Raw genomic sequence first — 24,183 nt, forward strand, 5'->3', positions numbered from 1 at the left:
CCTATGCACCGTACATGTACGCCGTACATGTACCTCGTACAAGAGGAGGACACATGTCCGGACGGTGGTGGGCGCTCGTCGCGGTGGCGCTCGCGACATTCATGACCTATTTGGACAACAACGTGGTCAACGTGGCGCTGCCGACGATCCAGCGGGACCTGGCGCTGACGATCTCCGGTCTGGAGTGGATCGTGAGCGCGTACATCCTGGTGTTCGCGGGCCTGCTGCTCGCCGGCGGACGCCTCGCGGACGTCTTCGGCCCGCGCACGGCCTTCTTCGGCGGCCTGGCGGTCTTCACGCTCGCGTCGGTGGCGGCGGGTCTCGCCGGGAGCCAGGAGACGCTGATCGCGGCGCGTGCGGTGCAGGGGCTCGGCGCGGCGCTGGTGACACCGTCGGCGCTGGCCCTGCTGCCGCGGATCTTCCCCGATCCGCGCGAGCGGGCGACGGCCGTCGGCATCTGGAGCGCGGTCGGCGCCCTGGCCCTCGCGATCGGCCCGCTCGCGGGCGGGTTCCTCAGCGAGAACGCCGACTGGGGCTGGATCTTCCTGATCAACCTGCCGATCGGCGTGGTCGCGGCCGTGATCGGCCTGCGTTCGATCAGGGTCGAGCGGGCCGCCTCCGTGCGGGTGTCCCTCGACCTGCCGGGTCTGGCCACCTCCGCCGTGGCGCTGTTCGCCCTCACCTACGCGCTCATCGAGGGCGAGTCGCGTGGGTGGACCTCGGCGCCGATCCTCGGAGCGTTCGCGGTCTTCGCGGTGGCCGCCGTCGCGTTCCTGGTCGTCGAGTCCCGTACGGCGCAGCCGATGATCGACCTCACGCTGTTCCGCGAGCGGGTCTTCAGCGGCGGCCTGCTGTCGATGGGCCTGTGGTCGTTCGGCGTCTTCGGCATCTACTTCTTCACCGCGCTCTACCTCCAGAGCGCGCTCGGGTTCTCCCCGACGGCGGCGGGCGCGGGCTTCGTGCCCATGGCGCTGCTCATGGCGGTGATCGCGAGCGTCTCACCCCGGATCGCCGAGCGTTTCGGCAGCGCGGGCACGGTCGCCGTCGGCCTCGGCCTGATGGCGGTGGCCGTCGGCGGGCTGTCGAGCGCGGGCGAGGGCTCCCACTACGGCGACCTCCTCCCCTGGTTCCTGCTGTACGGCGCGGGCGCCGGCCTGCTCGTCCCGCTGACCAACGTGGTGCTGAACGCGATGCCCGCAGCGAGGGCCGGCGTGGCCTCGGGCGTGCTCAACGTCTCCCGCGAGGTCTTCGGCCTGCTCGGCATCACGATCCTGGGCGCGATCCTCAGCGCCAGGCAGAGCGCGGTCGGCGGCGCTCCGCTGCACGCCTTCCTGGAGGCGTACCGGTTCACGCTGGTGATCGCGGCCGCGATCGTGCTGGTCGGCGTTCCGGTCAGCCTCTACTCCCTGCGCCGCACCCGGGCCGCCGTCGCCTCCGCCGAACCCGGCGAAGTCGTCGTGGCCGAGCCGGTCGCCTGACCCCCGGGGTTCGTTCAGGGCAGCAGGGTCCCCACCCGCTTGACGGTGCGGATGACCGGCGCGGTCTCCACCTCGCGCACTCCGTCCAGCGTCGCCACCCGCTCCGTCAGGTAGCGGTAGAGGGCCCCGGTGTCCCGGCAGGTGACCCCTGCCATGAGGTTGGTCGGGCCGGTGGTGGCGGCCACCACGTCGGCCTCGGCGTGCCCGGCCATGGCCGCGCCGACCGCGGTCAGCGCCCGAGGCTCGACCTTCATCCACAACCACGCCTCCGCGTGGTAGCCGAGCGCCCGGGCGGGGATCTCGACGTCGAAGCGCAGCGCGCCGGCGGCGCGCAGCTGCTCCAGCCGGCGGCGGGCCGTGGTCTGCGAGCACCCGGCCGCCGCCGCCAGCTCGCCGAAGCTCGCCCGGCCGTCCCGGGCGAGCACCCGCAGCAGGGCGCGGTCCTCGCCGCCGAGGGCGATCTCGTGCTCGTCCGGGTGATCCGGGCGCAGGCGTGCGGCCTGCTCGTCCGAGAGGACGGCTGCCCGGCTGCGCCATCCGGCGAACATGTGCAGCGTGGCGTGTGCCGACATGGACACGACGCGCGGGGTCCTGGGGAGCTTCTTCAGCAGCAGGTCGTCTCCATCCCCGCCGGCCTGGACCCCGCAGGCGATCTCGGTGCCGCCGGACAGCAGGCGCACCCAGACGGTGTCCTCGCGCCGGGCCAGCGCCTCGGCCACCGGCCCGGCGGCGTCCGGCGTGCACACCAGGCGAACCGCCCAGGAGGTCTGCCCGAACCGAGTGCCGTCGAGCATGCCGACCACCCGCAGGAACCCCTGAGATCGCAGCCCGCGATAGCGGCGCGCGATGGTGTGCTCGGAGGCGCCGACGACCTCGGCGATCCGGCGGAAGGAAGCCCGGCCGTCGATCTGGAGCGCGTGCACGAGAGCACGATCGACGCCGTCCAGCACGATACTTTTCGCCATATTTCATCGTCTCATGCGGCTTTCCGCCGCGCCGATGCCTCCGGCCCGCCCGTCCCGCCGGTCGGCGGCGATCGTGGGCGCATGAGCACTTACCTGGTTTTCGGCGGCACGGGAAACGTCGGCCGGCGAGTCGTGGAGCGGCTCGCCCGGGCGGGCGCCGCCGTACGGGCGACCAGCCGCCGCCCGCGGGCCGCCGGCCTCCCCACCGGCGTCGAGGTCGTCACTCCGGACCTCGACGCGCCCGGCGCTCTGGACGGCGTCGAGGCGGCGTTCCTGATGTGGCCGTTCCACTCGGCCGAACCCGCCCGGCCTCTCGTCGACGCGGTGAAGCGCCAGGCGCGCAGGGTCGTCTTCATGACGGGCGGCGGCGCACGCCCCGGGGTGGCGCCCGAGCTGCAGCCCACCGCGGTCGCCCGCTGGCACGCCGCCGTGGAACACCTGATCGAGCAGTCCGGCATGGAGTGGACGATCCTCAGCCCCAGCACCTTCATGGCCAACACCCTGTGGTGGCGCGAACAGATCAAGGCCGGCGACGTCGTGCGAGGCGCCTACGGATCAGTCAAGACGGTGCCGATCCACGAGGACGACATCGCGGCGGTGGCCGTACACGCACTCACGGAGGACGGGCACGCCGGGCGCCGGTACGCGCTCACCGGGCCCGAAGTCCTCAGCCAGGAAGAGCAGGTGCGGATCATCGGCGAGGCGATCGGGCGGCCGCTGCGCTGGCACGAGCTGACGCGGGAGGAGGAACGCGCCCGGCTGCTGGCCGATCCCGGCTTCCCGGACGGCTTCGTCGACGAGCTGCTCGACGGATACGCCACGCTGAGCGCCGCCCCGTCCCCCGCCGTCACCACTGCCGTGCCCGACATCACCGGTGCACCGGCCACGCCGCTGTCGGCGTGGGCCGCCGAGCACGCGGCAGGCTTCGGCGGTGAGCCGCGATGAAAGTGATCGTCATCGGCGCCGGTCTCGGCGGCCTGGCCCTGGCCAACGGACTGCGCGGGACCGGCGTCGACGTGGCCGTCTACGAGCGCGACGCCTCGCCCGTGACCCGTGGGCAGGGATACCGTCTTCATCTCGGCGACGTGGGCATCGACGCGCTGGCGTCCGTGCTCGCGCCGGAACGCTCGGCCGCGTTCCTGGCCGCCGCCCACACGCCCACGCCGCGGTTCGTCCGTCTCGACCCGGCCCTGCGGGTGCTGGAAGAGCGCGATTTCGGCGGCAGGCACCTGTCGGTCGACCGGCAGGAGTTGCGTGACGCACTGCTCGCCGACGTGAAGGGGCTGGTCACCTATGGCAGGCGCCTCACCGCCTTCCAGGCGGAGGGCGAGCAGGTGATCGCGCGCTTCGACGACGGCACCACCGCCACCGGCGAGGTGCTGGTGGGCGCCGACGGCGCCGGCTCCGCCGTCCGCCGGCAGTATCTGCCGCATGCCCGCGTCGTCGGCACCGGCCTCACCCAGCTCTACGGCAAGATCCCACGAGAGCCGGCCGAGGACCTGGACCACGTGTTCAGCGCGGTCACCGGGCCCTGCCACCGTGTGGTGGGCATCGCCCACACCCGCGACTACGCCACCCTCTCCTTCAGCGCCCGCACGAAGGACCTGCCGCCCGAGCCGCACCTGCTCAGATCCCTCGTCATGGAGATGACGTCCGGCTGGCACCCCCGCATCCGGCGGATGCTCGCCGACTGGCGGGAGATCTTCCCGCTGGCGCTGCGCACCAGCGTGCCGATCGCCCCCTGGGACACCACGCGCGTCACGCTGCTCGGCGACGCGGCCCACACGATGAGCCCGGCGGGGGGAGCCGGGGCCAACCTCGCCCTCCGGGATGCCGCGAGCCTCGCCGCCGCTCTCGCCGGTGGCCGTCCCCTGATCCCGGAACTGCGTTCGTACGAGCGCGAGATGCTCCGCTCCGGCTTCGCCGCGGTCCGCGCCTGCGCCGCCGACGGCGCTCGGATCCTCGGCCAGGACCCGCTCCCGGCCGGTGACGAGGCCGAGCCGGTCGCCTGAGTCCCCGTACGGCTCCGCACCCCCGCGGAGCCGTACGGAGGTCCTATTCCTTGATCACGTTGTCGCGCGAACCGCTGTCGTAGACCGGGTTCCAGTCGAGGTGCTCCTCGGTGACGAGGAGGCGGATCAGTTTCGGCTTCCGGGTGGACTCCTCCGCCTCCCAGACGGTCCAGTCCTTCCCGACGGGGATGTCCTGTCTGCGTGGATCGATGCCGAACCCACCCACGTTCCGGGGGTTGGGCTCGATGATCGCAAAGGTGACCTTCAGGCCGCGCTTCTCGATCTCCGGCACGACCTCGCCCACCGTCTTCCCGTCCACCCGGTATCCGGCGAGCGAGCGGCCCTTCATCGTCGCCAGGCGGTAAGCGAGGATCTCCGGCACACTCGTCCTCTTGGGGGTGTCGTCGGGCACGAGCACGCACGGCTTCACCGGATCCTCCATGAGGATGGTGCTCGTGCTGCTTCCCCCGCCGGGCAGGGCCGTGATGGTCCAGACGAAGGTCTGACCTGGCTTGAACAGCCTGGTGTCGATCCGCATCTGCCAGCCTTCCTTGGCCCCCGGAAGATTCGTGGGCGGGTCGTAGATGCCCTGGGGGATGTCCTTCACATAGGCGGCGCGCGGCTCCCGGCACTTCTTCCCGGCGGGCACGTGGTCGACGACGGCGGGGACGCCCAGGTCACGCAGTTGCTTCGTCAGCCCCGCGATGTCGCGGAAGTCGCGGACCTTGACCCACACGACTCCGTCGGCGTCCTTGGTCACGGCGTAGGAAGGCGTGGTGAGGGCTCCTTCGACGAGCAGGCTCGGGCCGACGACGATGCCTGCGGCGGCCACTGCGGCGGCCGCCAGGCCCAGAGCCAGCCGCTTCGGGCCACGCCGCCTGGAGCGGGCCCGCACGGCGTCCGCGCCGCCCCGAGGCTCGGCCGTGACGGCGGCCAGCAACGCCCGCGCCCCCGCGCCGGACGGGTGGCCGCCGGGCGTACCGGGCTCGAGCCGGGCCAGCGGCCGGATCACCTCTTCGATGTCCTTCACAGCGACCTCCCCGCCGGTGCCAGCCGGCACTGTGACGTGAGATGGACGCCCGCCTCGGCGAGCGCGCGGGCAAAGCGCCTTCGGGCGCGGTAGAGCCGGATGCGTACGGCGTTGCGTGACAGGCCGAGCGCCGTGGCGATCTCCTCGCGGCCCAGCCCCTCCCAGGCGACCAGCGACAACAGCTCTCGGTCGTCGTCGGACAGGCGCCGGAACGCCTCGCCGATCGCGGACAGCTCGACCTCGCTCTCTGGGGAGTCCGCGTACAGGTCGGCCAGCTCGGCGTCCAACTCGGTGATACGCGCCCGGCGGCGGACCTCTCCCCGCCGGTGGTTGGCCACCACGTTGCGGGCCACGCCGTACAGCCACAGGACGGCCTCGTCTCCCTCGGGTAAGTCGTCCAGGCGGCGCCAGGCGACGGTGTAGACCTCGGCCACCACATCGGCCGCGTCCTGCGGCGAGTCGCACCGGCGCGCGGCGTACGCCGTGAGCCGGCCGTACGTCTCCCGGTAGACGGCCTCGAACCGGGCCGACGGTTCGTCATCCACGGGCGGTCCCCATGATCGTTCCTCTGATCGGGTGCTGCTACGGACACCCCTCTCATGTACGGAGACCGCCCATCATTTCCCGCGCGATCGAGAGGGGGCCGGAATCCGGGACAATGGGCCGGTGCCGGCACGCAGACTCGACCCAGGGAAGATCAGAGAGGCGCTCGACGCCCAGCTCGCCGATCTCGGACGGCCGCCGTTCGACGGTCCCGAGAGCATGGCGGGCAACGCGTGTGTGCTGGCCGTGCTCGACGCCTACGAGGCCGGGCTCACGCCGCTGAGGGCCGCCGCCCGCGCCGCCGTACGGCACCTGCTGGAGGAGCTGGCCGCGCGGGCGCCGGGACGGTCGGTGGAGGTGCGGGTCCCCCCGCACGCCGCGGTCCAGTGCGTTGAGGGGCCCCGGCACACGCGGGGCACCCCGCCCAACGTCATCGAGACCGACCCCCGCACGTGGCTCGAAATGGCGACCGGCCGGCTGTCGTGGGCCGATGCCACCGCTGCCGGGAAGATCGCGGCCAGCGGCGCCAGGGCCGACCTGTCCGCGCTGCTCCCCCTCTGGTGACCCCCGCCCGGGTCACTGGAGCCCGGCGAGCTTGTTCTGCACGCAGCGCTGCGCGTCCTCCTGCGTGGGGTAGAGCCGGCGGTCGAAGCACTCGCCGACATGTCTGGTCGTGAACCAGTTGTAGAGCGCCACGCTGATGATCAGGGCGAGCAGCAGGGTCAGCGCGCTCAGCACCACCCCTCCGATCGCCCTGCCCCGGTTGGAGTTCCTGGCTATCGCCACGATGCCGAGGACGAGCCCGACGACCGCCACGAGCGTGCCGACGCCGCAGAGCAGCAGCAGGACGATCGAGCAGATTCCGAGCACCAAAGCGGCCGTCCCGAGCCCGCCCCCCGGCTGGGGGCCCCAGGGGCCGCCGGGAGGTCCGCCGGGTGCCGGGGGCGGCGGCAGCGGCCCCCCGTACGGCGGTGTCGTCACGATCATCCCTCCCGTACCGATTTCTGGGCCAAATCCGATTCTTTGGGCCTGCCCGAAAGCTCAGGCTGCCCCGAATTCCGCGTGTGAGCAGGGGCGACACGGCAAAGGGAGGGTGATGCTTCCGGCGCCTCACGGGCATGCCCAGGTTTGAGCAGGGCCAACGCCCAAATAGACTCAAGTACGTGTTGAAGGGCGACGGCCGGCTGGGCCATGACCTCGACCCCCAGGACCGCGCTCCGAAGGACGCCTGTGGCGTCTTCGGCGTATGGGCGCCCGGGGAGGACGTCTCCAAACTCACCTACTACGGCCTCTACGCACTGCAGCACCGCGGGCAGGAGTCCGCGGGCATCGCGGTCAGCGAGGGCAGCCGCATCCTCGTCTACAAGGACATGGGCCTGGTGGCCCAGGTCTTCGACGAGTCGATCCTCGGCACCCTGCGGGGGCACCTGTCCATCGGGCACTGCCGTTACTCCACCACGGGATCGAGCGTCTGGGAGAACGCGCAGCCGACGCTGAACTCCAGCGACGGCAAGGGGCTGGCGCTCGCCCACAACGGCAACCTGATCAACACCGCCTACCTCGCCGAACGGCTCGCGCCGGGCTCCACCCGGGCGACGACCGACACCGAGGTGCTCACCGCTCTCCTGGCGCAGGACTCCACGCGTCCGGTCGAGGACGTGGCGGCCGAGCTGCTCCCAGAGGTCAAGGGCGCCTACTCGCTCGTCTGGATGAACGAGACGACGCTGTTCGCCGCCCGCGACCCGCAGGGCATCCGCCCGCTCGTGCTGGGCCGGCTGGAGCGCGGCTGGGTGGTCGCGTCCGAAACCGCCGCCCTCGACATCGTCGGCGCGTCGTTCATCCGGGAGATCGAGCCCGGCGAGCTGCTGACCATCGACGAGCGCGGGGTCCGCTCGCGCCGCTTCGCGCCGGCCGAGCCCAAGGGCTGCCTGTTCGAGTACGTCTACCTCGCCCGCCCCGACACCACGATCGCCGGGCGCGGCGTGCAGTCCACCCGAGTCGAGGTCGGCCGCGTGCTGGCCCGCGAGCACCCGGTGGACGCCGACCTCGTGATCCCCACGCCCGAGTCCGGCACCCCCGCCGCCATCGGTTACGCCGAGCAGAGCGGCATCCCGTACGGCCAGGGCCTGGTGAAGAACTCCTACGTCGGCCGGACCTTCATCCAGCCGTCGCAGACCATCCGCCAGCTCGGCATCCGCCTCAAGCTCAACCCGCTGCGCGAGGTCATCGAGGGCAAGCGCCTGGTGGTCGTGGACGACTCGATCGTCCGCGGCAACACCCAGCGGGCCATCGTGAAGATGCTGCGCGAGGCCGGGGCCACCGAGGTCCACGTGCGGATCTCCTCCCCTCCGGTCGCCTGGCCGTGCTTCTACGGCATCGACTTCGCCACCCGCGCCGAGCTGATCGCCGGGTCGCTGTCGGTCGAGGAGATCCGCTCCTCGCTCGGCGCCGACTCCCTCGGGTACATCTCCCTGGAGGGGCTCACCCGGGCGACGACGCTGCCGGCCGAACGGCTCTGCCGCGCGTGCTTCACCGGTGAGTACCCCATTCCGATCGAGGACGACAGGGTGGGCAAGTTCGTGCTGGAGGCCCAGCGATGACCAGCTACGCCGCTGCCGGCGTCGACATCGAGGCCGGCGATCGCGCGGTCGAGCTGATGAAGTCGCGGGTGGCCCGCTCCCGGCGCCCCGAGGTCGTGGACGACGCCAGCGGCTTCGCCGGGCTGTTCGACGCCTCGGCGTTCCTGCGCTACCGCAGGCCGCTGCTGGCCACGTCCACCGACGGCGTGGGCACCAAGGTCATGCTGGCCCAGCAGCTCGGCAAGCACGACACGATCGGCATCGACCTGGTCGGCATGGTCGTGGACGACCTCGTGGTCTGCGGGGCCGAGCCGCTGTTCATGACCGACTACATCGCGTGCGGCAAGGTCGTGCCCGAGCGGATCGCCGACATCGTGGGCGGCGTGGCCGAGGGGTGCCGGCTCGCGGGCTGCGCGCTGGTCGGCGGGGAGACCGCCGAACACCCCGGGGCGATGGGCCCCGACGAGTACGACCTCGCGGGCGCCGGCACCGGCGTCGTCGAGGCGGACGAGATGCTCGGCCCCGACCGGGTCGTGCCGGGGGACGTGGTGCTCGGGCTTGCCTCCAGCGGCGTCCACTCCAACGGCTACTCGCTGGTCAGGCACGTGATCAAGACCGCCGGGCTGCGCCTGGAGCAGGAGCTGCCCGAGCTGGGACGCACGCTCGGCGAGGAACTGCTGGAGCCCACCCGCATCTATTCGCTCGACTGCCTGGCGCTCATCCGGGAGACCGAGGTGCACGCCTTGGCCCACATCACCGGCGGCGGGCTGGCGGCCAACCTGGCCAGGTCGCTGCCCGGCACGGTGGACGCCCTGCTCGACCGGAACTCCTGGACCCCGCCCGCGATCTTCGAGGTGCTGGCCGGGCGCGGCGGCGTGCCCCAGGAGGAGATGGACAAGACGTTCAACCTCGGCGTGGGCATGTGCGCGATCGTCCCGGCGGCGGAGGCCGACAAGGCACTCGCTCTGCTGACCGGTCGCGGTCTGCCCGCCTGGGTGCTGGGCGAGGTCGTCGAGGGCGAGGGACGAGCCCGTTTCCGTCAGTGAGGTCCGGGCGGCCCGGCCCGAGCCGGGGCTGATCGAACGGCGGCCGGCCGGGGAAGCACGAGCAACGGCTGATCAAGCGGCGGTCCGCCGTCGTAGCAGCGGCAGCCGGGCGGTCGCGTCATGGTGGTCCGCCCGTCCCTGCGGCCGACGGGTGTGCGCACCCATGTGTGATCCGTCACATTCGGGAGACGCGGCGACGGCGGACCCTCCCGGGTTCGCCTCCGCGAGCACCCGGGCACCACGCCGTGACGGCGGCCACGACGGTGCCGGCCTGATCGGCTCGACGATGAGAAAACAGGCCGAGACGAGGAAACAGGCCGAGTTGAGGAAGCACGCCGATGACGCCGACCGACTGTGATCGTGTCCGGCCACACATGCGGCCGGCCGCAAACGTGCACGGTCGGCCGACTCCCGCTTCGCACCCGTCTCCGTGCCGGAGGCAAGGGCCCACGGGAGAGCGGCTCGCGGACATTGAGAGAACCCGGCGGGAACGTCCCCGCCGGGTCACTCACCTGGCGATCAGAACCGGGTCAACGCCGCCCACGGCGATCGTCGTCGCCGTCGTCGTCGTCGACGGCCGCGTAATCGGCGTAGCGATCAGCCAACTCGTCGTAAGGGTCATGCTCGTCACTGTGGCCGGAATCGTCGGCGTCCACGACTCCGAGCTCCGCGCGCAGGCGCTCAAGATCCGTACCGCCGCTGTTGTACTTCAGCTGACGGGCGACCTTGACCTGCTTGGCCTTGGCTCGGCCGCGCCCCATTGGCTCGACCCCCTCATGCGGGGCCGTGCCCGACCCCTCGTCACTAACGCACCGCGCACCGACGCCACCTGACTTCAGGCGTCAGTCTCTCGTTCGCCTATTACCGTACCTGGTTTGTGCGCCGCTCGGTACGTCGTACGAGCGGCGGCGGTCAGCGCCGGAGCCAAATACCCCTTAGCCGACCGATTTCTGACATTCTCCGCTCTGCCAGCCTATCCGCTGCGACGGCGGGAGGGACGCCTTCCTCCTCGGCCGAGCGGAAGATCTTCAAGGTCGTGTCGAAGATCTTCGCCGCCCGGGCGCGGGCCCGGTCCATGTCGAAGCCCTCGATCTCGTCGGCCACCTGGATGACCCCGCCGGAGTTCACGACGTAGTCCGGGGCGTACAGGATGCCCCGCTCGGCGAGCTGCTTCTCGACGCCGGGGTGGGCGAGCTGGTTGTTGGCCCCACCGCAGACGATCTTCGCCTTGAGCCGGGGGACGGTCTCGTCGTCCAGCGCGCCGCCGAGGGCGCAGGGCGCGTACACGTCGATGTCGGAGGCCGCGAGCGTGGCGGCGTCGGGCACGATCTCGACGGCGGGGTGGCGCTGCCGCACCCGTTCGACGGCCTGCTCGTCGACGTCGCAGATCACGACCTCGGCCCCATCCTCGATCAGGTGGTCGACGAGGCGGTGCCCGACCTTGCCGACGCCCTCGACCCCGACCCGCCTGCCGCTCAGGGAGGAGGCGCCGTACACGTGGTCGGCGGCGGCCCGCATGCCCTGGAACACGCCGAACGCGGTGAGGATGGAGGAGTCTCCCGCGCCGCCGTGCGCCTGGGTGCGGCCGGTGACATAGGAGCACTCGCGCGCCACGACGTCCATGTCCTCGCTGTAGGTGCCCACGTCGCAGGCCGTGTAGTAGCGCCCGCCGAGCGACTGGACGAACCTGCCGTAGGCCCGCAGCAGGGCCTCGCTCTTGTCGATCGAGGGGTCGCCGATGATGACGGCCTTGGCGCCGCCGTGGTCGAGGCCGGCCAGCGCGTTCTTGTACGCCATGGCCCGGGAGAGGTTGAGCACGTCGGCGAGTGCGGCCTGCTCGCTCTGGTAGGGATAGAACCGGGTGCCGCCGAGCCCCGGTCCGAGGGCGGTGCTGTAGATCGCGATGATGGCGTACAGGCCGCTGCGCTCGTCTGAGCAGAAGACGACCTGTTCGTGTCGCACCGGCTGGGCGGGGTTCGTGTCGCCGCCGGAGCTGGAATCCTTGTGGGACAGCCCGAAAACGTCGGTCACGGTGGTGACTCCTGATCGTGTACGCCGCCTCGTTGCGGCGATCGGCCTTCAGCTTATCCGACGCACCCGTGAAACGATCATGAAAAGCCGGAACGGTGCTGCACAGGTGTCCCGCGACGTGGCACGATTCTGGTGTGCTCCCCTACGCCGCCTATCTCCGTGTGTACGAGCCGCTGACCGCTTTCGCCCCGCAGGATCAGGCTCGGTGGGCCCGGTATGCCGAGTCGCGCGACCGGCCGCGCCGGGCGGGCGCGCTCGAGGTCGAACACGGCGAGGCGGTCCGCCGCCTGCTGCCGGTCCCTCCGCTGCCGGCCCCCGAGCGGGAGAGCCCCAACGCGTACCTGCGCCGGGTGGAGGAGACGCTGTACGTCTGCCCCTGGCAGAGCAGGCTGCGGTCGTGGCTCGCGTTCGCGTCGTTCCGCGGAAGCGTCCCGGTCAAGCTCGCCTCCCGGTTCGTGCCGCAGGCCATCGCCGAGCAGACCGCCGACGACTTCGACAGGTTCAAGCGCGGGGAGCAATCGCTGCGCACGCACATCCGCACGACCGCCTGGCACGTCCCGATCGCGTGGTTCGTGCCGTTCGACTCCGCCGAGCGCTGGCTCGTGCTGGGCTCGGAGCAGGCGGCCGAGCCGGCCGCGCAGACGACGGCCGCGCCGCCCAGGAACATGCTGTACGTCACCTCGATGGCGCAGGCCCGGCGCCGGGTGGCCCGGGCGCTGGTGGTGATCCGCAGGCACGTCGGGCAGGTGGCGGCCCTCACCGAGGTCGAAGAGGTGGGCCGCTGGCTGGAGGAGTTCCACCCCCACTCGCTGGTGGAGCTCGACTACGGCGGCCTCGTCCACCTGATGGACGACCGCACCCTCCAGGGCGACCAGTCCGTCGCCGAGGTGGCGACCGCCCTCGCGGGTTTGGACAACGGTCAGGAAGAACTTGCCTTCGCGATGTATCAGCGGGTGATTCTCCGCTGGAGGTCGATCCGCGCCCTCGAATCGGCAAACTGATGGTCATGAACATGCCCTGACGTGCCGATTCTGGTCATGGCATAGTCGATCTCACATCTACGAACTGAGTAGTTTGCCGTTTTCACTGCGATACCACGAAACGTGTCGCTAGAATCACCGAGCGTGACATCAACCCGTGGTCGAGACGTTGTGCCCAGAGGGCTCGCCAATCGCGCTACGTGGCTGTATGGTCACATCGGGTGATGCCGTAAATGGTCCCAGAAACCGCACGTTTTTGGATCATTGAAGGACATCCGTGACAGTGCCGCGACCGACAAGACTTGCCCGAACGCCGCCGCTCTGGCCGACGCGACGGGCAGGGATTGACGGAAGGGGCACTTGCGCCAGACAAGTCGCAGGATCGCTGCCGGCGGTCCACACGGAGGAGAGGCCGCACAAATGTCAGCTCGTACACCCGAGGCCGAGCCACTGCTCACCCCGGCTGAGGTCGCCACGATGTTCCGCGTCGACCCCAAGACCGTCACCCGGTGGGCGAAGGCGGGCAAGTTGACGTCCATCCGCACCCTCGGCGGTCACCGGCGGTACCGGGAGACCGAGGTCCGGGCACTGCTCGCGGGGATTCCGCAGCAGCGGTCCGAGTAGGACGTGGCCGTCACGCCACGGGGGGAACGACGGCGCGCTCGCGTCGGGGATGTGAGCGCGTCCACCACACTCCCGTGACCACTACGGGTCATGGGAGGGGATCTGGGGTCGGCGCCGCCCGCCCGGCGCCTCCCCGCGTGAACGCCCATGATTTCCCCGCAGGAACACCCACGGTTCCCCCTGTGAACGCCCGGTCCGTTCCGCCCCCGGCGGTTCTCCCGTCTTCCCACGCCGTCTCCCCACGCGTACGCCCGGCCTTCGCGCCCCGGAACGTCGCACGAACGCGGTGAGGGGTCAGGGAACGGCCTCACGGTTCGCAGATGCCGGGTGCACGGACAGCAGGGTCTCCAGCAGCACCCGCATCCCGGGATCGTGCCCGCTCGCCGCCCGCAGGAGCGCGACCATCTGGTCCACCAGGAGGCGCTCCAGCTCGGCCCGCTCCATGTCGCGGTGCTCCAGCCAGTCGAGGCCGGCCGTCTCCACGGAGGCGACCCACGACCTCAGCGTGACGCGCAACGCCGGACCGGGCGCCTCGACACCCATCTGATGAACGATCATGCGCAGCATGCGCTGCCGCACCCCGTCGACGATCTCGCCGATCTCCCCGGCGCGGTTGGCCGGGCCTCCCCTGAGCAACGCGGCGAATCCGGCCGCGTGCTCCTCGACGAAGTCGAAGTAACGCGTCAGGCCCGAACCGAGCTGCTCCAGCGGCCCGCCCTCGCCCTGCGGCTGTAACCGCGCCTGCAGTTCGGCCGCCGCGCTGCGCAGGGCCGCCACGTAGAGCTCCTGCTTGCCGCCGAAGTAGTGATAGACGAGCGCCCTGGACGCGCCCGCGGAAGCCGCCACGTCGTCGATCGAGACGTCCTCGGCGTCGTGCCTGCTGAACAGCTCGAGCGCGGCGGCGATGAGCTCTTCACGCCGCCGGTCCACGCTGAGCCTGCGGCGCGCCGGCCGTGCCCCGTCTTCCGCTTGGCGTGTGGCACTCACACCCCGCACCCTAGCGAATCGGCCCTCTGAGAGGGGGACCGGCAGAATCAAGGGTTCCCCCTCAAACCCCCTCCCGGCTCCGGCGTCCTACCCGTGGTGCGGCTAACCTTCCCAACGCCCGATTAGAGGAAGGTTCCTGTCTAACCGCGATCAACCCGTACCCTCTGGGCAACTCGATCGTTTGGTGTGTCAGGTGCACGTCCACGCATCGTGGGGAGAACCATGTCAGGACCGTCCATGCAGACCACTGCCCGGAAAGACGTCGGGGTCGCGATCCCCGCCGGCGGACTGTCCGATGGGTTCAGCCCGCGGCCACGCCCGACGATCCGCAACGTGGCCGAGCGGGCAGGAGTCTCCAAGTCGCTGGTGTCGCTCGTGCTGCGGGGCTCCCCGCACGTGAGCGAGCACCGCAGGGAGGCGGTCCTCCAGGCCGCCCGGGAGCTCGGCTACCGCCCGAACGCGGTCGCGCGCAGCCTGGTCGAGGGGCGCACCCACCTGGTGGGCGCGCTCGTGGCCGACCTGCACAACCCCTTCTACGCGGAGTTCCTCGACGGCCTGCAGGAGAGCCTGCACGGCGACGGGCTGCGGCTGCTGATCGGCAGCGGCCGCTGGGACCCGGCGTTCGAGGACGAGGCCGTCGAGGCGTTCCTCGAGCTGCGGGTGGACGGCCTGGTCCTGCTCGGGGTCGCGCCGTCCAGCGACACGCTGGCCGAGGCCTCGGCCTACACGCCGACCGTGGTGGTCGGCGAGCGCGACGTCGAACTCGAGGGCGTGGACATCGTCGTCGACGACGACCAGCTCGGCGCCCGCTTCGCCGTGGACCACCTCGTGGAGCTGGGCCACCGGCGCATCGCCCACATCGAGGGCGCGCCGTCGTCCGCCGCCCGCTGCCGCTGCGAGGGCTACCTGGTCGCCATGCGCCGCCACGCGCTGGCGCCGTACATCATGGTCGAGCACGGCGACTTCAGCGAGGAGGGCGGCCGGCGCGCGGCGCTTGCGCTGCTCAAGCGCGACCCCCGGCCGACGGCGATCTTCGCGGCGAACGACATCGTGGCCATGGGCGTGCTGACCGCGGCGAGCGAGCTGGGGCTGCGGGTGCCCGAGGACCTGTCGGTCGTCGGATACGACAACACCCATCTCGCGGCCGTCACCCACATCTCGCTGACGAGCGTGGACCAGCCCCGGCGGGCCATGGGCCGCTCGGCGGCGGCGCTGCTGAGCGACCGCATCACCGAGCCGGGCAAGACCGCCCGGCTGCGGCAGGTGAGCCCGCAGCTCGTCGTACGGCGGAGCACCGGGCCCGCTCCAAGTGGTGCCCAAAGCTAGGTCAATCACCGACGTGTCCCCTCGCGGCCGGTGTTGACTTCAGCCGTGGCGCCGGCCCCCGGCGGGTCGCGGAAGGGCTGCCCGCGGGCCGGCGACCGGAAATCGGGGGGATTCATGCGTGATCCTGAGTTGGTCTCCTGCGCTCAGCGGGCCGCCGGCGAACTGGAGCGGGCCTGGGCGCACTGGAGGGAGAGCCGGGGGCTGGGCAGCGAGGACGTCGCCGAGTCGGTGGCGAGCTACGTCGCCCACTCGATCGACCACCCCTGGGGACGGCCCCGCGTGGTGCTGGGCCTCGACGCCGAGGACGCCCGTGAGCTGGCCGCTCTCCTGCATCGGCAGGAGGTCCCCGAGCCGGCGTGGGCGGGCAGGTTCCCGGCATAACGGTCTGATCACGACTCCGTTCCGGTTAGGTTGGGGAGACCACACCTCCGGGAAGGGACTTCGACCGTGATCAGACGACCACTCGCCGCCGCAGCCCTGGCCCTGTGCGGGGTCGGAGCCGCCGCCTGCGGCGGCGCTGAGGTCTCCGACACGGGGGCCTCGGCCCCCACCCCCTCGGTCAAGCACGGACGGCCGGCCACGACCCAGGACCAGGCGGCGGGCACGGCCTCCGCCGAGACGGCCGCCCCGGCCACGCGTACGGCCGCCTCCGAGGCCGAGGCCCTGCCGCTGACCGGGAAGGTCGTGGTGATCGACCCGGGTCACAACGGCGGCAACTTCCGCCACACCAAGGAGATCAACCAGCTGGTCGACATCGCCAACCAGAAGAAGGCCTGCGACACGACCGGCACGTCGACGAACGACGGCTACACCGAGGCGGCCTTCACCTGGGACCTGTCCAACAGGCTGGCGAAGCTCCTGAAGGCCAAGGGCGCAACGGTCAAGCTCACCCGGACGAGCAGCACCGAGTGGGGTCCCTGCATAAATCAGCGGGCCGCCATCGGCAACAAGGCCCACGCGGACGCGGCGATCTCCATCCACGGCGACGGCGCGGCGGGGAACCTCCGCGGGTTCCACGTCATCATGCCGAAGAAGATCGGCGGGCCAGTCGATCCGGTCGTGAAGGACTCGGCGCGGCTCGGTCTGAACGTGCGGGACGCCTTCCGCAGCGGCACCGGCCTGCCGTACTCGACCTATATCGGCAAGCAGGCGCTCAACTACCGCAGCGATCTCGGCGGGCTCAACCTGTCGACGGTGCCGAAGATCTTCATCGAGTGCGGCAACATGCGCAACGCCAGGGACGCCGCCAGATTCAAGGACCCGGCGTTCCGGGCCAGGATGGCTCGGTCGCTGGAGAAGGGCCTGGAGAACTACCTCACCTCCGCCCGCTGACCCGCCTGCGGGGGCCCTCGGCGGCTTTCAGAGGGCTGTGGACGGGGTGGCGGGACCGTCGGCGGGGTTTGGCATCATCGGCGGCATGACGCATCTCCTTCCCCTGCCGAGGCTCGTCGAGACGGGCTCGGGGCCGGCCGAGATCGCTCCCGGCTCCGCCGTGTCGGGTCCGGCCCCGTTCACCGACGCCGTACGGCTCGCGCTCCCCGTGCTCGACCTCAGGCCCGGCGACGCCGCCACGGCGGCCGTGCGGGTGGAGGAGGACCCCCGGCTCGGGCCGGAGGCGTACGCGCTGACGGTCGCGGGCGACGGCGTGCGCATCGCGGCGGGAGACCGCGCGGGCGCCTTCTACGCCGGGCAGACGCTGCGGCAGCTCCTGCCGGCCGAGGCGTTCCGGTCGGCCGTCGTGCCCGGGACGTCCTGGACGATCCCCCGCGGGCGCGTGGAGGACGCGCCGGGGTTCTCCTGGCGCGGCGCCCACCTCGACGTGGCCCGCAGCTTCCTGCCGAAGCGGGAGGTGCTGCGGATGATCGACCTGATGGCGCTGCACAAGCTCAACCGGCTGCACCTCCACCTGGCCGACGACCAGGGCTGGCGGGTCGAGAGCAGGGCGTTCCCGCTGCTGCACGAGGTGGGCTCGCACCGGCCGCGGACGATCACCAGCCACAGGGGCGAAGAGCTCGCCTTCGACGGCGTCCCCCACGGCGGCCACTACACGCTCGCCGACCTGACGGAGATCTCGGCATACGCGCGGGCGCGGGCGGTCACCGTCGTGCCGGAGATCGACGTGCCGGGGCACGCCTCCGCCGTGCTGGCCGCCTATCCCGCGCTGGCGTCCCGGCCGCAGGAGCGCTACGAGGTGCTGGACCGGTGGGGCATCTCGTCGGCGATCCTGTCCCCGCTTCCGGCGACCGTCGACTTTTTGACCACCGTGTTCGCCGAGATCGCCGACGCCCTGGGTGAGGTGCCCTACTTCCACATCGGCGGCGACGAGTGCGTGCTCGACGACTGGGCGGCGTCGGCCGAGATCTCGGCGTACCAGGCGTCGCTGGGCCTGGAGAGCACGGGCGACCTGCACGCGTGGTTCCTGCGGCGGCTCGCCGACGCACTGGCCGAGCGCGGCAGCCGCACGGTGGTGTGGGACGAGGCCTTCGTCAGCGGCAGGCTGAGGCCGGACACGATCGTGATGCCCTGGCGCGGCGAGCACGTCGCCCGCCGGGCCGCGGCGGCGGGGCACGACGTGGTGGCGACGCCGGTCTTCCCGATGTACTTCGACTACGCCGAGGCGGCCTCGCCCGAGGAGCCGGCCGGACTGGGAGACGCGATCACCGTGGCCGACGTGGCGGCCTTCGCGCCCGCGCCGTCCGCGTGGCCGGAGGAGGAGCGTGCCCGGGTCCTCGGCGTCCAGTTCCAGCTGTGGAGCGAGCGCATCCCGGACGGCCGGACGCTCGACTACCGCGCCTGGCCCCGGGGCTGCGCGGCGGCCGAGGTCGCGTGGACCGGCGGCCCGGCCGGGCCCGAGGACTTCTTCCGCCGCGTCGAGGCCCACCTGGCGCGGCTGGACGCGTTCGGCGTGGAGTATCGGCCGCTGTCCGGCCCCCGGCCCTGGCAGCGGGGCGGCACCGGATGGCGTCGCCACCGGCCGGGCGCCGTCGCCGTGCACGACGTGATGCGCCACCTCCACGAGCTCAGCCTGTCGGCCGACTCCACCCGGCCCAGTCTCTGACGCCGCGCCGTGTCGGCGGCGTCTCTGACGCCGCCCCGCGTGGCCGGCGTCTCTACCGGCGCGCCGCGTCGGCGACGCGCCGCACACGGGGCCGGTCGCCCAGCACGTCGGTGCTGTCGACGTACTGGTCCACCGCACCGATGAGAGGCAACCGCCGCACCCGGGGATCGGCGATGGTCTCCAGCAGCGCCTCGGTGAAGCGCTCGGCGCGCAGCACCCGGTAGGGCCGGCTGTGGTACGGCCGGGTGCGCGGATCGACGGGCGCGGTGAGGCCGAGGTCGTTGTGCAGGGCCGCGAGGGCCTCGTAGGCCGTGGCGAGGTGGCGCTCGCGCTCCCGCCAGTCGCCGGCCGACACGGCCGCCCTGAGCACGGGCGCCAGAGCCGGGCCGCACGGCAGGTCGGCGAAGGCGCTGCCCAGCCACTTCCCGTACGGCGGGTAGCGGCGGTGCATGAGCAGGGCGAGCCGGATGAGGTCCCGCACCAGGCGGGCGCAGGTGACGGCGGAGCCCAGTTCGTCGCCGGCCTCGCCGGCGCGGCCCACGAACGCCTCCTCCTGACATATGCGCCGCCACTGACAGGCCAGGACGTAGCGCCAGACGTCGCCGGGATACCAGGCGAGGCGCCGGCGGACCGGCAGGAGCAGGCCAAGGCCGTCGTGGAAGACATCACCCGCCGTGATCTCCGCGAGCGTCTGGGTGGGCGTCGCCAGCCAGTCGGACAGCCCGACGCCCGCGATCGGATCGAACCCGAGATGCCCGGTGAGCCATTCGGTCAGATCGGCCACCACCACTCCGTGCCGGAGCGGCCCGTCCGCCGGCTGCATGTGCCGGGTGCCGTCGACCCCGGTCGGACCGAAGTTCGTGGGATGGCCGAGGAAGTTCGGCGGCAGGCTCCCGGCGAGTGCGGCGTCCACGGCCTCACCGTGGGCGGCGGCGTCCTCGCGGTTCAGGAACAGCTGCAGCCGCGGGCCCCAGTCGTGGTCGGTCGACCGCTCCGTGTCGTACCCGAGCACCTCCGAGCCCGGACCGAGGAGGGCCGCCGTGTGCGTGAGGCCGCCGAAGCGCCGCGCCAGCAGCGGTGCCACCGCCTCCAGGTAGAACCGCCGCGACAGCTCCAGTCCGCGCACATGCCCGTCTCCCATGACCGACATCCTCCGCAGGCTCCCTCGCGCGAAGCAACCGGCTTTCCGGTTGCGGCGGGCGGGATGTCACGCTCCGTCGAGGACCTCGGCGACGATGGCGGCCGCCATCTTCTCCGCGTCCAGGCCCTGGTAGGTGTCGATCACCTCGCGGATCCTCGCGGTGAGACGCAGGTCGGCCTCAGCGGCGTCGCCGATGTGGCGCCCGGCCACCGCGACGGCGGCGGCGAGCTCGTAGGCCTCGGCCGGCCCGAGACCCTGCGGATCGACCTCGACGAGGACGCGAGCGCCGTTCTTCGGCGAGACGCGGACCTTCCACCGTCCGGACGGGCCGGAGACCGACAGCGTGTCCTTCCGCAGGGCCGGCGGGAACAGGACGACGGCCACCCGGCCCGCCGCGGCGAGGACCCGCTCGGCGAGCCTGCGTACGTCCTTCTTGGCGACGACGACCCTCCCGGAGCGGTTGATGATGCTCACGGAATCACCGCTGTCGGCCACGGCGATCCGCTCGCCGTCGGCCTGGTCGTAGATGGCGCTCATGGGGGTCGCTCGCTTAGCTTTGTCGGGGCGGGCTGCGAGACTCCGCCCATGCATGATCTCGTACTTTCGGAGCGCATGATCGTGATTCGCCTCTCCCCGGGCGATGACCTCGGCGGGCGGGCGGCGTGAGCACGTCCGAGCGGTTCAGCCTGCGGCCGAGCGCGGAAGAGTGGCGGCACGCCTGGGTCGCCCGCGGCGAGCTGCGCGACCAGCGGTTCGAGCTGCCGCCCGGAGTGCGGAGCGTCATCTTCGACCGGGCACGGCTGGTCGACGTGGACTTCTCCGGAACGCGCTTCGCCGACTTCAGCTCTCACGCCGGCGAGTTCGAGGGATGCGATTTTTCCGGCGCGGCCTTCGAGCATCTGTCGATGGGCGCGACCGCCGCCGAAGGAACGTGGGACCGCGTCAACTGGCCGCAGTCGGTCTTCCGCGACTGCGTGTTCCGGCGTACGCGCTTCGCGCCGCTCACCTTCTTCGGCAACGTGCGGTTCGAGAGGTGCGTGTTCGACGGGGCGCGGCTGAGGCAGCAGACGTTCACGACCGGGGCCGAGTTCGTCGGCTGCGTCTTCTCCGGGCCGCTCCGCGAGATCAACTTCTGGGGGCGCCCCACCGATGAGCAGGCCGCGCTCGGCAGGGAGCGCAACGCGTTCACCGGCAACGACTTCACCGCCGCCGAGCTGGACCACGTCGCCTTCAGGCACATCGACCTGCGCGCGCAGCGCTGGCCCGGCCCGCCCGGCTACGCGCTCCTCGACCGCGTGACCGCGCGGGTGCGGGAGGTGTTGCCGCTGCTGGAGGCCTGGCCGGACGAGAAGCATCGGGAGGAGGCCCGCTTCAGCCTGGAGCTCCTCGCCCGTAAGGCCGTGGAGCGCAACGACGACCACGCGGTGGTGAGCGCGCTGGACATGGGCCGGCTGCCGCCCGCTCTCCGCGAGGAGCTGTTCGCGACGCTCAGGGGCACATCCAGCAGTACATCCCCTGGTTGAGCCGTACGGCCGTGCGGGCCAGGTCGCGCAGGGCCGTGACGCGCTCGACCTCGAACTCGTCGAGGAGTTCCTCCTCGGCGTACTCGCGCAGCCGCGCGTCGTCCACGGCGGCGAGCGCCTCGACGGTCTCGGACGCCATGCGTTCCAGGGCCGGCCCCTCGTCGTCCCCCGCGACCGTCTCGGTGTCGCCGAACTCGCTGAGGTCGCGTCCGCTGAGCTCGGCGGCCAGCGTGTCGAGCTCGTCGAGCCATCCCTTGCAGTCCACGTACGGCAGGCCGGCCGCCCCCGGCCCGCCGGACCGGGCGCGCCGGGCGGACCGGTCGGAATCGGCGGTGAAGTAGTCGACCAGGACACCCATGGCCGATCACCCTAGCCGCAGCAGCGGGCGGGAGCGGACGGCCTCGACGTGACCGATGGGCACGGCCGGCGTTCACACCAGGGTGTAGCCGGCCTCCTCGACGGCCTTGCGCACGGCGTCGTCGGCGACGTCGCCGGAGACGTCGAGACGGCCGCTGTCCAGGTCGACCTCGACGCCGGTGACGCCGGGGATCTCGCCGACCTCCTCCTTGACCGAGCTGACGCAGTGGCCGCAGGTCATGCCCTGCACGGTGTAGGTCCTGACGCTCATGGCGCTCTCCATTTCCGGGAGAAGGGGATTCATGCGGTGCGGCCGACGATCTCGCGGATCGAGCCGTAGCCGTGCCGCCGCAGCCTGCGGGCGAGCTGACGGTTGATCCGCGACGGCCACAGGGGGCCCTCGTAGATCAGGCCGGTGTATCCCTGCACGAGGGTGGCGCCGGCCAGCAGCCGCTCCCAGACGTCGTCGACGTCCTCGACGCCGCCGACGGAGACGAGCGTCAGCCGGTCGCCGGCCTTCTGGCGCAGGCGGCGCAGCACCTCCAGCGAGCGGGCCTTGAGCGGCTGTCCGGACAGGCCGCCCGCCTCGGTGCTCGCGACGCCGTCGCGGCTGATCGTGGTGTTGGTCGCGATGACGCCCGCGAGCCCGAGCTCGGCGGCGAGCTCGGCCACGGCGTCCACGTCCTCGTCCGCCAGGTCCGGCGCGATCTTCACGAGCAGCGGGGTGCGCCCGGCCGCCTCCTTCACCGCCGACAGCAGCGGGCGCAGGCGGTCCACCGCCTGCAGGTCGCGCAGGCCCGGGGTGTTGGGAGAGCTCACGTTGACCACGAGGTAGTCGGCGAGCGGCGCGAGCCTGCGGGCGCTGTCCACGTAGTCGCCCACGGCCTCCGACTCGGGCACGACCTTCGTCTTGCCGATGTTGACGCCGACCACGGCCGGGATGTGGCGCACCCTGCGCAGCCGCTTGGCGGCGGCCGCCGCTCCGGCGTTGTTGAAGCCCATCCGGTTGATGATCGCCCGGTTCTCGGGCAGGCGGAACAGCCGCGGCCGGGGGTTGCCCGGCTGGGCGTGCGCGGTGATCGTGCCGACCTCGACGTAGCCGAAGCCGAGCGCCGACAGCGGCTCGGCGCACCCGGCGTCCTTGTCGAACCCGGCGGCGAGCCCGAACGGCGAGGCGAAGTGGACGCCGAACGCCTGGACGCGCAGCGACTCCGCCCTCGGCGCGAGCAGCCGGTGCAGCAGCCGCACGAGGGGCGGGAACATCCCGAGCAGGCGGAGCAGCCTGATCGTGAGGTGGTGGACGGCCTCCGCGTCGAGGCGGCTCAGGACCTGCGTGAACACGAGTCGATACATCACGGCAAGACTATCGCCCGGTCACGGCCCCCCTCGGCCCCCGGGGCCCGCGGCCGTACGTCCGGTCAGTTGGGCCGGGGACGGGCCTCGGCCGTGGGCTGGGGCAGCGGCACGTGCGACGTCGTACGGATGGACAGCGCGGAGTCGAAGCCCAGCAGCCGCAGCAGCCGCAGCACCGGCGGGGCGGGGCGGACGAAGGTCACGCCGCCGCCCCACTCCCGCACGCGTGCGTCGGCCCACAGGAGGCTCCGCGCGCCGGCGCAGTCGAGGAAGCCGACCCCGGCCAGGTCGACCTCGACGTGCCCGGGCCGGTAGGTCCCCAGCACCTGCCGCAGGCAGGCGTGGAGCTCCGGCACCTGCGACACGTCGAGGTCGCCGTTCACGGCCATCCGGATGCCGGCCTCAGACGACGTGGTCTGGATTCGCAACATTCCTCTGGCCCTGCTCGCCCAGCAGCTCCGCCGCGAGCTCGGACACCTTCCGTCTGCTGTCCCTGGCCTGCTTGCGCAGCCCGGTGAACGCCTGTGAGGCCGTCAGATCGTGCTTGCCCATGAGATAGCCGATGGCACGCTCGATCACGACGCGGTAGTCCAGGGCGTACTGGAGCTGGTCGGCGAGCACCGCCTTCTCGTCCGCCTCCATCGACGCCACGAGGACCTGCTCGATCACGTGGGCGTACGCGTGGAGGGCCTGGGTGTCGCTCTCCTGCCACTCGTGCGGCGCGTCCTGGTAGACGTTCAGCGTGCCCACGGGCACGCCGCCGAGCCGGATCGGCACTCCCGCCACCCCGCGCACCTCGGGGTGCAGCAGTTCACGCAGGGCCGGCCACCGCCGGTCGGCCCGCACGTCTACCGTCGTCACCGCGGTGTCGCCCACGTACGCCGCCACGCACGGGCCCTGGGCCGTCACCGCCTGAGCGCGCTCGAGGCTGCGGCCACGCTCGTCTGTGGCGAAGAGGTAGCGAAGTGTGCGGTCCTCCTCGGCGAACATCAGTCCGGCACCGGAGTATCCGAAAAGCCGGTCGACCACCTGGACGATGCGCTCAAGGTGGTGCACGATCCCGGTCGCCGCCCTGTCCTTCTGCAGACGTCGCAGGCTGGCGACAAGAGCCTCAGGATCGATATGGGTCATTCCGTATCCTCTCGTGAAC

27 protein-coding genes are annotated in these 24,183 nt (G+C 71.9%); 13 read left to right on the forward strand and 14 right to left on the reverse strand.

The annotated features are described in order from the left end of the window. Positions 1 to 53 precede the first annotated feature (53 nt). Positions 54 to 1,478, forward strand: coding sequence for an MFS transporter (locus ABZ860_RS14195; protein ID WP_357219795.1), 1,425 nt, complete (start codon positions 54 to 56; stop codon positions 1,476 to 1,478). A 14-nt stretch (positions 1,479 to 1,492) separates the two neighbouring features. Here ABZ860_RS14195 and ABZ860_RS14200 read toward each other — a convergent pair whose 3' ends face one another. Then, on the reverse strand, positions 1,493 to 2,443 hold the full coding sequence (locus ABZ860_RS14200; RefSeq protein WP_357219797.1) for an AsnC family transcriptional regulator: 951 nt from the start codon (positions 2,441 to 2,443) through the stop codon (positions 1,493 to 1,495). 81 nt (positions 2,444 to 2,524) lie between these two features. Between ABZ860_RS14200 and ABZ860_RS14205 the strand changes: the two genes are divergently transcribed. Together ABZ860_RS14205 and ABZ860_RS14210 are read left to right on the forward strand one after the other, a co-directional pair. Further along, entirely contained in the window at positions 2,525 to 3,388 is an 864-nt protein-coding gene (locus ABZ860_RS14205) for an NAD(P)H-binding protein (RefSeq protein WP_357219799.1), read from the forward strand. After that, positions 3,385 to 4,455 carry an FAD-dependent monooxygenase gene (locus tag ABZ860_RS14210; protein ID WP_357219801.1) on the forward strand — a complete coding sequence of 357 codons (1,071 nt, stop codon included), beginning with the start codon at positions 3,385 to 3,387 and terminating at the stop codon, positions 4,453 to 4,455. Before ABZ860_RS14205 ends, ABZ860_RS14210 begins: the two co-directional genes overlap by 4 nt. Positions 4,456 to 4,498: 43 nt before the next feature. Here the strand turns inward: ABZ860_RS14210 and ABZ860_RS14215 are convergent, their stop codons facing one another. After that, positions 4,499 to 5,485, reverse strand: coding sequence for a hypothetical protein (locus ABZ860_RS14215; RefSeq protein WP_357219802.1), 987 nt, complete (start codon positions 5,483 to 5,485; stop codon positions 4,499 to 4,501). Next, positions 5,482 to 6,030 carry a sigma-70 family RNA polymerase sigma factor gene (locus ABZ860_RS14220; protein ID WP_357219804.1) on the reverse strand — a complete coding sequence of 183 codons (549 nt, stop codon included), beginning with the start codon at positions 6,028 to 6,030 and terminating at the stop codon, positions 5,482 to 5,484. Before ABZ860_RS14220 ends, ABZ860_RS14215 begins: the two co-directional genes overlap by 4 nt. Positions 6,031 to 6,151: 121 nt before the next feature. Between ABZ860_RS14220 and ABZ860_RS14225 the strand changes: the two genes are divergently transcribed. Continuing rightward, on the forward strand, positions 6,152 to 6,592 hold the full coding sequence (locus ABZ860_RS14225) for a sterol carrier family protein (RefSeq protein ID WP_357219806.1): 441 nt from the start codon (positions 6,152 to 6,154) through the stop codon (positions 6,590 to 6,592). 12 nt (positions 6,593 to 6,604) lie between these two features. Here the strand turns inward: ABZ860_RS14225 and ABZ860_RS14230 are convergent, their stop codons facing one another. Then, on the reverse strand, positions 6,605 to 7,009 hold the full coding sequence (locus ABZ860_RS14230) for a hypothetical protein (protein WP_357219808.1): 405 nt from the start codon (positions 7,007 to 7,009) through the stop codon (positions 6,605 to 6,607). Between the two features lie 182 nt (positions 7,010 to 7,191). Here ABZ860_RS14230 and purF point away from each other — a divergent pair, with 182 nt between their 5' ends. Then, positions 7,192 to 8,628 carry an amidophosphoribosyltransferase gene (purF, locus tag ABZ860_RS14235; protein WP_357219810.1) on the forward strand — a complete coding sequence of 479 codons (1,437 nt, stop codon included), beginning with the start codon at positions 7,192 to 7,194 and terminating at the stop codon, positions 8,626 to 8,628. After that, positions 8,625 to 9,653 (forward strand): phosphoribosylformylglycinamidine cyclo-ligase, encoded by a 1,029-nt coding sequence (gene purM / locus ABZ860_RS14240; RefSeq protein ID WP_357219812.1) that lies wholly within the window; start codon positions 8,625 to 8,627, stop codon positions 9,651 to 9,653. The genes purF and purM overlap by 4 nt, the downstream gene beginning before the upstream one ends. Positions 9,654 to 10,183: 530 nt before the next feature. Here purM and ABZ860_RS14245 read toward each other — a convergent pair. Continuing rightward, the gene (locus tag ABZ860_RS14245; RefSeq protein ID WP_079315184.1) at positions 10,184 to 10,414 is read right to left on the reverse strand and encodes a DUF3073 domain-containing protein; all 231 of its coding nucleotides are present in this window, start codon (positions 10,412 to 10,414) and stop codon (positions 10,184 to 10,186) included. A gap of 151 nt (positions 10,415 to 10,565) precedes the next feature. After that, the gene (locus ABZ860_RS14250; protein ID WP_357219813.1) at positions 10,566 to 11,684 is read right to left on the reverse strand and encodes a Glu/Leu/Phe/Val dehydrogenase dimerization domain-containing protein; all 1,119 of its coding nucleotides are present in this window, start codon (positions 11,682 to 11,684) and stop codon (positions 10,566 to 10,568) included. A gap of 134 nt (positions 11,685 to 11,818) precedes the next feature. On the opposite strand from ABZ860_RS14250, the gene ABZ860_RS14255 reads away from it, so the two are divergent. Together ABZ860_RS14255 and bldC are read left to right on the forward strand one after the other, a co-directional pair. Continuing rightward, positions 11,819 to 12,685, forward strand: coding sequence for a hypothetical protein (locus tag ABZ860_RS14255; RefSeq protein WP_357219815.1), 867 nt, complete (start codon positions 11,819 to 11,821; stop codon positions 12,683 to 12,685). A gap of 399 nt (positions 12,686 to 13,084) precedes the next feature. After that, positions 13,085 to 13,288 (forward strand): developmental transcriptional regulator BldC, encoded by a 204-nt coding sequence (gene bldC / locus ABZ860_RS14260; RefSeq protein WP_013133571.1) that lies wholly within the window; start codon positions 13,085 to 13,087, stop codon positions 13,286 to 13,288. A 294-nt stretch (positions 13,289 to 13,582) separates the two neighbouring features. Here bldC and ABZ860_RS14265 read toward each other — a convergent pair whose 3' ends face one another. After that, positions 13,583 to 14,275 carry a TetR/AcrR family transcriptional regulator gene (locus ABZ860_RS14265; protein ID WP_357219817.1) on the reverse strand — a complete coding sequence of 231 codons (693 nt, stop codon included), beginning with the start codon at positions 14,273 to 14,275 and terminating at the stop codon, positions 13,583 to 13,585. A gap of 222 nt (positions 14,276 to 14,497) precedes the next feature. On the opposite strand from ABZ860_RS14265, the gene ABZ860_RS14270 reads away from it, so the two are divergent. The 4 genes from ABZ860_RS14270 (at position 14,498) to ABZ860_RS14285 (ending at position 18,659) form a co-directional block, all read left to right on the forward strand. Further along, positions 14,498 to 15,601, forward strand: a complete 1,104-nt coding sequence (locus tag ABZ860_RS14270) for a LacI family DNA-binding transcriptional regulator (RefSeq protein WP_357219818.1) — start codon at positions 14,498 to 14,500, stop codon at positions 15,599 to 15,601. A 114-nt stretch (positions 15,602 to 15,715) separates the two neighbouring features. After that, positions 15,716 to 15,982 carry a hypothetical protein gene (locus ABZ860_RS14275; RefSeq protein ID WP_357219820.1) on the forward strand — a complete coding sequence of 89 codons (267 nt, stop codon included), beginning with the start codon at positions 15,716 to 15,718 and terminating at the stop codon, positions 15,980 to 15,982. A 66-nt stretch (positions 15,983 to 16,048) separates the two neighbouring features. After that, on the forward strand, positions 16,049 to 16,933 hold the full coding sequence (locus ABZ860_RS14280; RefSeq protein WP_357219822.1) for an N-acetylmuramoyl-L-alanine amidase: 885 nt from the start codon (positions 16,049 to 16,051) through the stop codon (positions 16,931 to 16,933). A gap of 85 nt (positions 16,934 to 17,018) precedes the next feature. After that, entirely contained in the window at positions 17,019 to 18,659 is a 1,641-nt protein-coding gene (locus tag ABZ860_RS14285) for a beta-N-acetylhexosaminidase (protein ID WP_357219824.1), read from the forward strand. A gap of 52 nt (positions 18,660 to 18,711) precedes the next feature. Here ABZ860_RS14285 and ABZ860_RS14290 read toward each other — a convergent pair whose 3' ends face one another. Next, the gene (locus ABZ860_RS14290; RefSeq protein WP_357219826.1) at positions 18,712 to 19,800 is read right to left on the reverse strand and encodes a DUF4037 domain-containing protein; all 1,089 of its coding nucleotides are present in this window, start codon (positions 19,798 to 19,800) and stop codon (positions 18,712 to 18,714) included. 66 nt (positions 19,801 to 19,866) lie between these two features. Next, positions 19,867 to 20,337, reverse strand: a complete 471-nt coding sequence (locus tag ABZ860_RS14295) for a hypothetical protein (RefSeq protein WP_357219828.1) — start codon at positions 20,335 to 20,337, stop codon at positions 19,867 to 19,869. A 125-nt stretch (positions 20,338 to 20,462) separates the two neighbouring features. On the opposite strand from ABZ860_RS14295, the gene ABZ860_RS14300 reads away from it, so the two are divergent. Then, a complete protein-coding gene (locus ABZ860_RS14300) occupies positions 20,463 to 21,323 on the forward strand; it encodes a hypothetical protein (RefSeq protein ID WP_357219830.1) in 861 nt (286 codons plus the stop codon). Here the strand turns inward: ABZ860_RS14300 and ABZ860_RS14305 are convergent. The 5 genes from ABZ860_RS14305 to ABZ860_RS14325 all read right to left on the reverse strand — a co-directional run bounded on the left by ABZ860_RS14305 (position 21,289) and on the right by ABZ860_RS14325 (position 24,164). After that, positions 21,289 to 21,681 (reverse strand): hypothetical protein, encoded by a 393-nt coding sequence (locus ABZ860_RS14305; protein WP_357219832.1) that lies wholly within the window; start codon positions 21,679 to 21,681, stop codon positions 21,289 to 21,291. The two genes, ABZ860_RS14300 and ABZ860_RS14305, sit on opposite strands and share 35 nt — an antisense overlap. 72 nt (positions 21,682 to 21,753) lie before the next feature. Then, positions 21,754 to 21,951, reverse strand: a complete 198-nt coding sequence (locus tag ABZ860_RS14310) for a cation transporter (RefSeq protein WP_357219834.1) — start codon at positions 21,949 to 21,951, stop codon at positions 21,754 to 21,756. Between the two features lie 29 nt (positions 21,952 to 21,980). Continuing rightward, positions 21,981 to 23,033: a quinone-dependent dihydroorotate dehydrogenase gene (locus ABZ860_RS14315; RefSeq protein ID WP_357219836.1), complete on the reverse strand. Its 1,053-nt coding sequence runs from the start codon at positions 23,031 to 23,033 to the stop codon at positions 21,981 to 21,983. A gap of 65 nt (positions 23,034 to 23,098) precedes the next feature. Further along, positions 23,099 to 23,464, reverse strand: coding sequence for an STAS domain-containing protein (locus tag ABZ860_RS14320; protein WP_357219838.1), 366 nt, complete (start codon positions 23,462 to 23,464; stop codon positions 23,099 to 23,101). Beyond that, positions 23,436 to 24,164, reverse strand: coding sequence for a GAF and ANTAR domain-containing protein (locus tag ABZ860_RS14325; protein WP_357219840.1), 729 nt, complete (start codon positions 24,162 to 24,164; stop codon positions 23,436 to 23,438). The genes ABZ860_RS14320 and ABZ860_RS14325 overlap by 29 nt, the downstream gene beginning before the upstream one ends. Positions 24,165 to 24,183: the final 19 nt, after the last annotated feature.

Source organism: Microbispora sp. NPDC046973 (genome assembly GCF_040644495.1).
Lineage (GTDB): Bacteria > Actinomycetota > Actinomycetes > Streptosporangiales > Streptosporangiaceae > Microbispora.

Bases quoted from the DNA above. Each gene is read 5' to 3' on its own strand.
- ABZ860_RS14325 (WP_357219840.1), bottom strand. From the start codon at position 24,164: ATGACCCATATCGATCCTGAGGCTCTTGTCGCCAGCCTGCGACGTCTG.
- ABZ860_RS14290 (WP_357219826.1), bottom strand. From the start codon at position 19,800: ATGGGAGACGGGCATGTGCGCGGACTGGAGCTGTCGCGGCGGTTCTAC.
- ABZ860_RS14310 (WP_357219834.1), bottom strand. From the start codon at position 21,951: ATGAGCGTCAGGACCTACACCGTGCAGGGCATGACCTGCGGCCACTGC.
- bldC (WP_013133571.1), top strand. From the start codon at position 13,085: ATGTCAGCTCGTACACCCGAGGCCGAGCCACTGCTCACCCCGGCTGAG.
- ABZ860_RS14270 (WP_357219818.1), top strand. From the start codon at position 14,498: ATGTCAGGACCGTCCATGCAGACCACTGCCCGGAAAGACGTCGGGGTC.
- ABZ860_RS14320 (WP_357219838.1), bottom strand. From the start codon at position 23,464: ATGTTGCGAATCCAGACCACGTCGTCTGAGGCCGGCATCCGGATGGCC.
- ABZ860_RS14285 (WP_357219824.1), top strand. From the start codon at position 17,019: ATGACGCATCTCCTTCCCCTGCCGAGGCTCGTCGAGACGGGCTCGGGG.
- ABZ860_RS14195 (WP_357219795.1), top strand. From the start codon at position 54: ATGTCCGGACGGTGGTGGGCGCTCGTCGCGGTGGCGCTCGCGACATTC.
- ABZ860_RS14275 (WP_357219820.1), top strand. From the start codon at position 15,716: ATGCGTGATCCTGAGTTGGTCTCCTGCGCTCAGCGGGCCGCCGGCGAA.
- ABZ860_RS14200 (WP_357219797.1), bottom strand. From the start codon at position 2,443: ATGGCGAAAAGTATCGTGCTGGACGGCGTCGATCGTGCTCTCGTGCAC.
- ABZ860_RS14245 (WP_079315184.1), bottom strand. From the start codon at position 10,414: ATGGGGCGCGGCCGAGCCAAGGCCAAGCAGGTCAAGGTCGCCCGTCAG.
- ABZ860_RS14305 (WP_357219832.1), bottom strand. From the start codon at position 21,681: ATGGGTGTCCTGGTCGACTACTTCACCGCCGATTCCGACCGGTCCGCC.
- ABZ860_RS14210 (WP_357219801.1), top strand. From the start codon at position 3,385: ATGAAAGTGATCGTCATCGGCGCCGGTCTCGGCGGCCTGGCCCTGGCC.
- ABZ860_RS14205 (WP_357219799.1), top strand. From the start codon at position 2,525: ATGAGCACTTACCTGGTTTTCGGCGGCACGGGAAACGTCGGCCGGCGA.
- ABZ860_RS14295 (WP_357219828.1), bottom strand. From the start codon at position 20,337: ATGAGCGCCATCTACGACCAGGCCGACGGCGAGCGGATCGCCGTGGCC.
- purM (WP_357219812.1), top strand. From the start codon at position 8,625: ATGACCAGCTACGCCGCTGCCGGCGTCGACATCGAGGCCGGCGATCGC.
- ABZ860_RS14315 (WP_357219836.1), bottom strand. From the start codon at position 23,033: ATGTATCGACTCGTGTTCACGCAGGTCCTGAGCCGCCTCGACGCGGAG.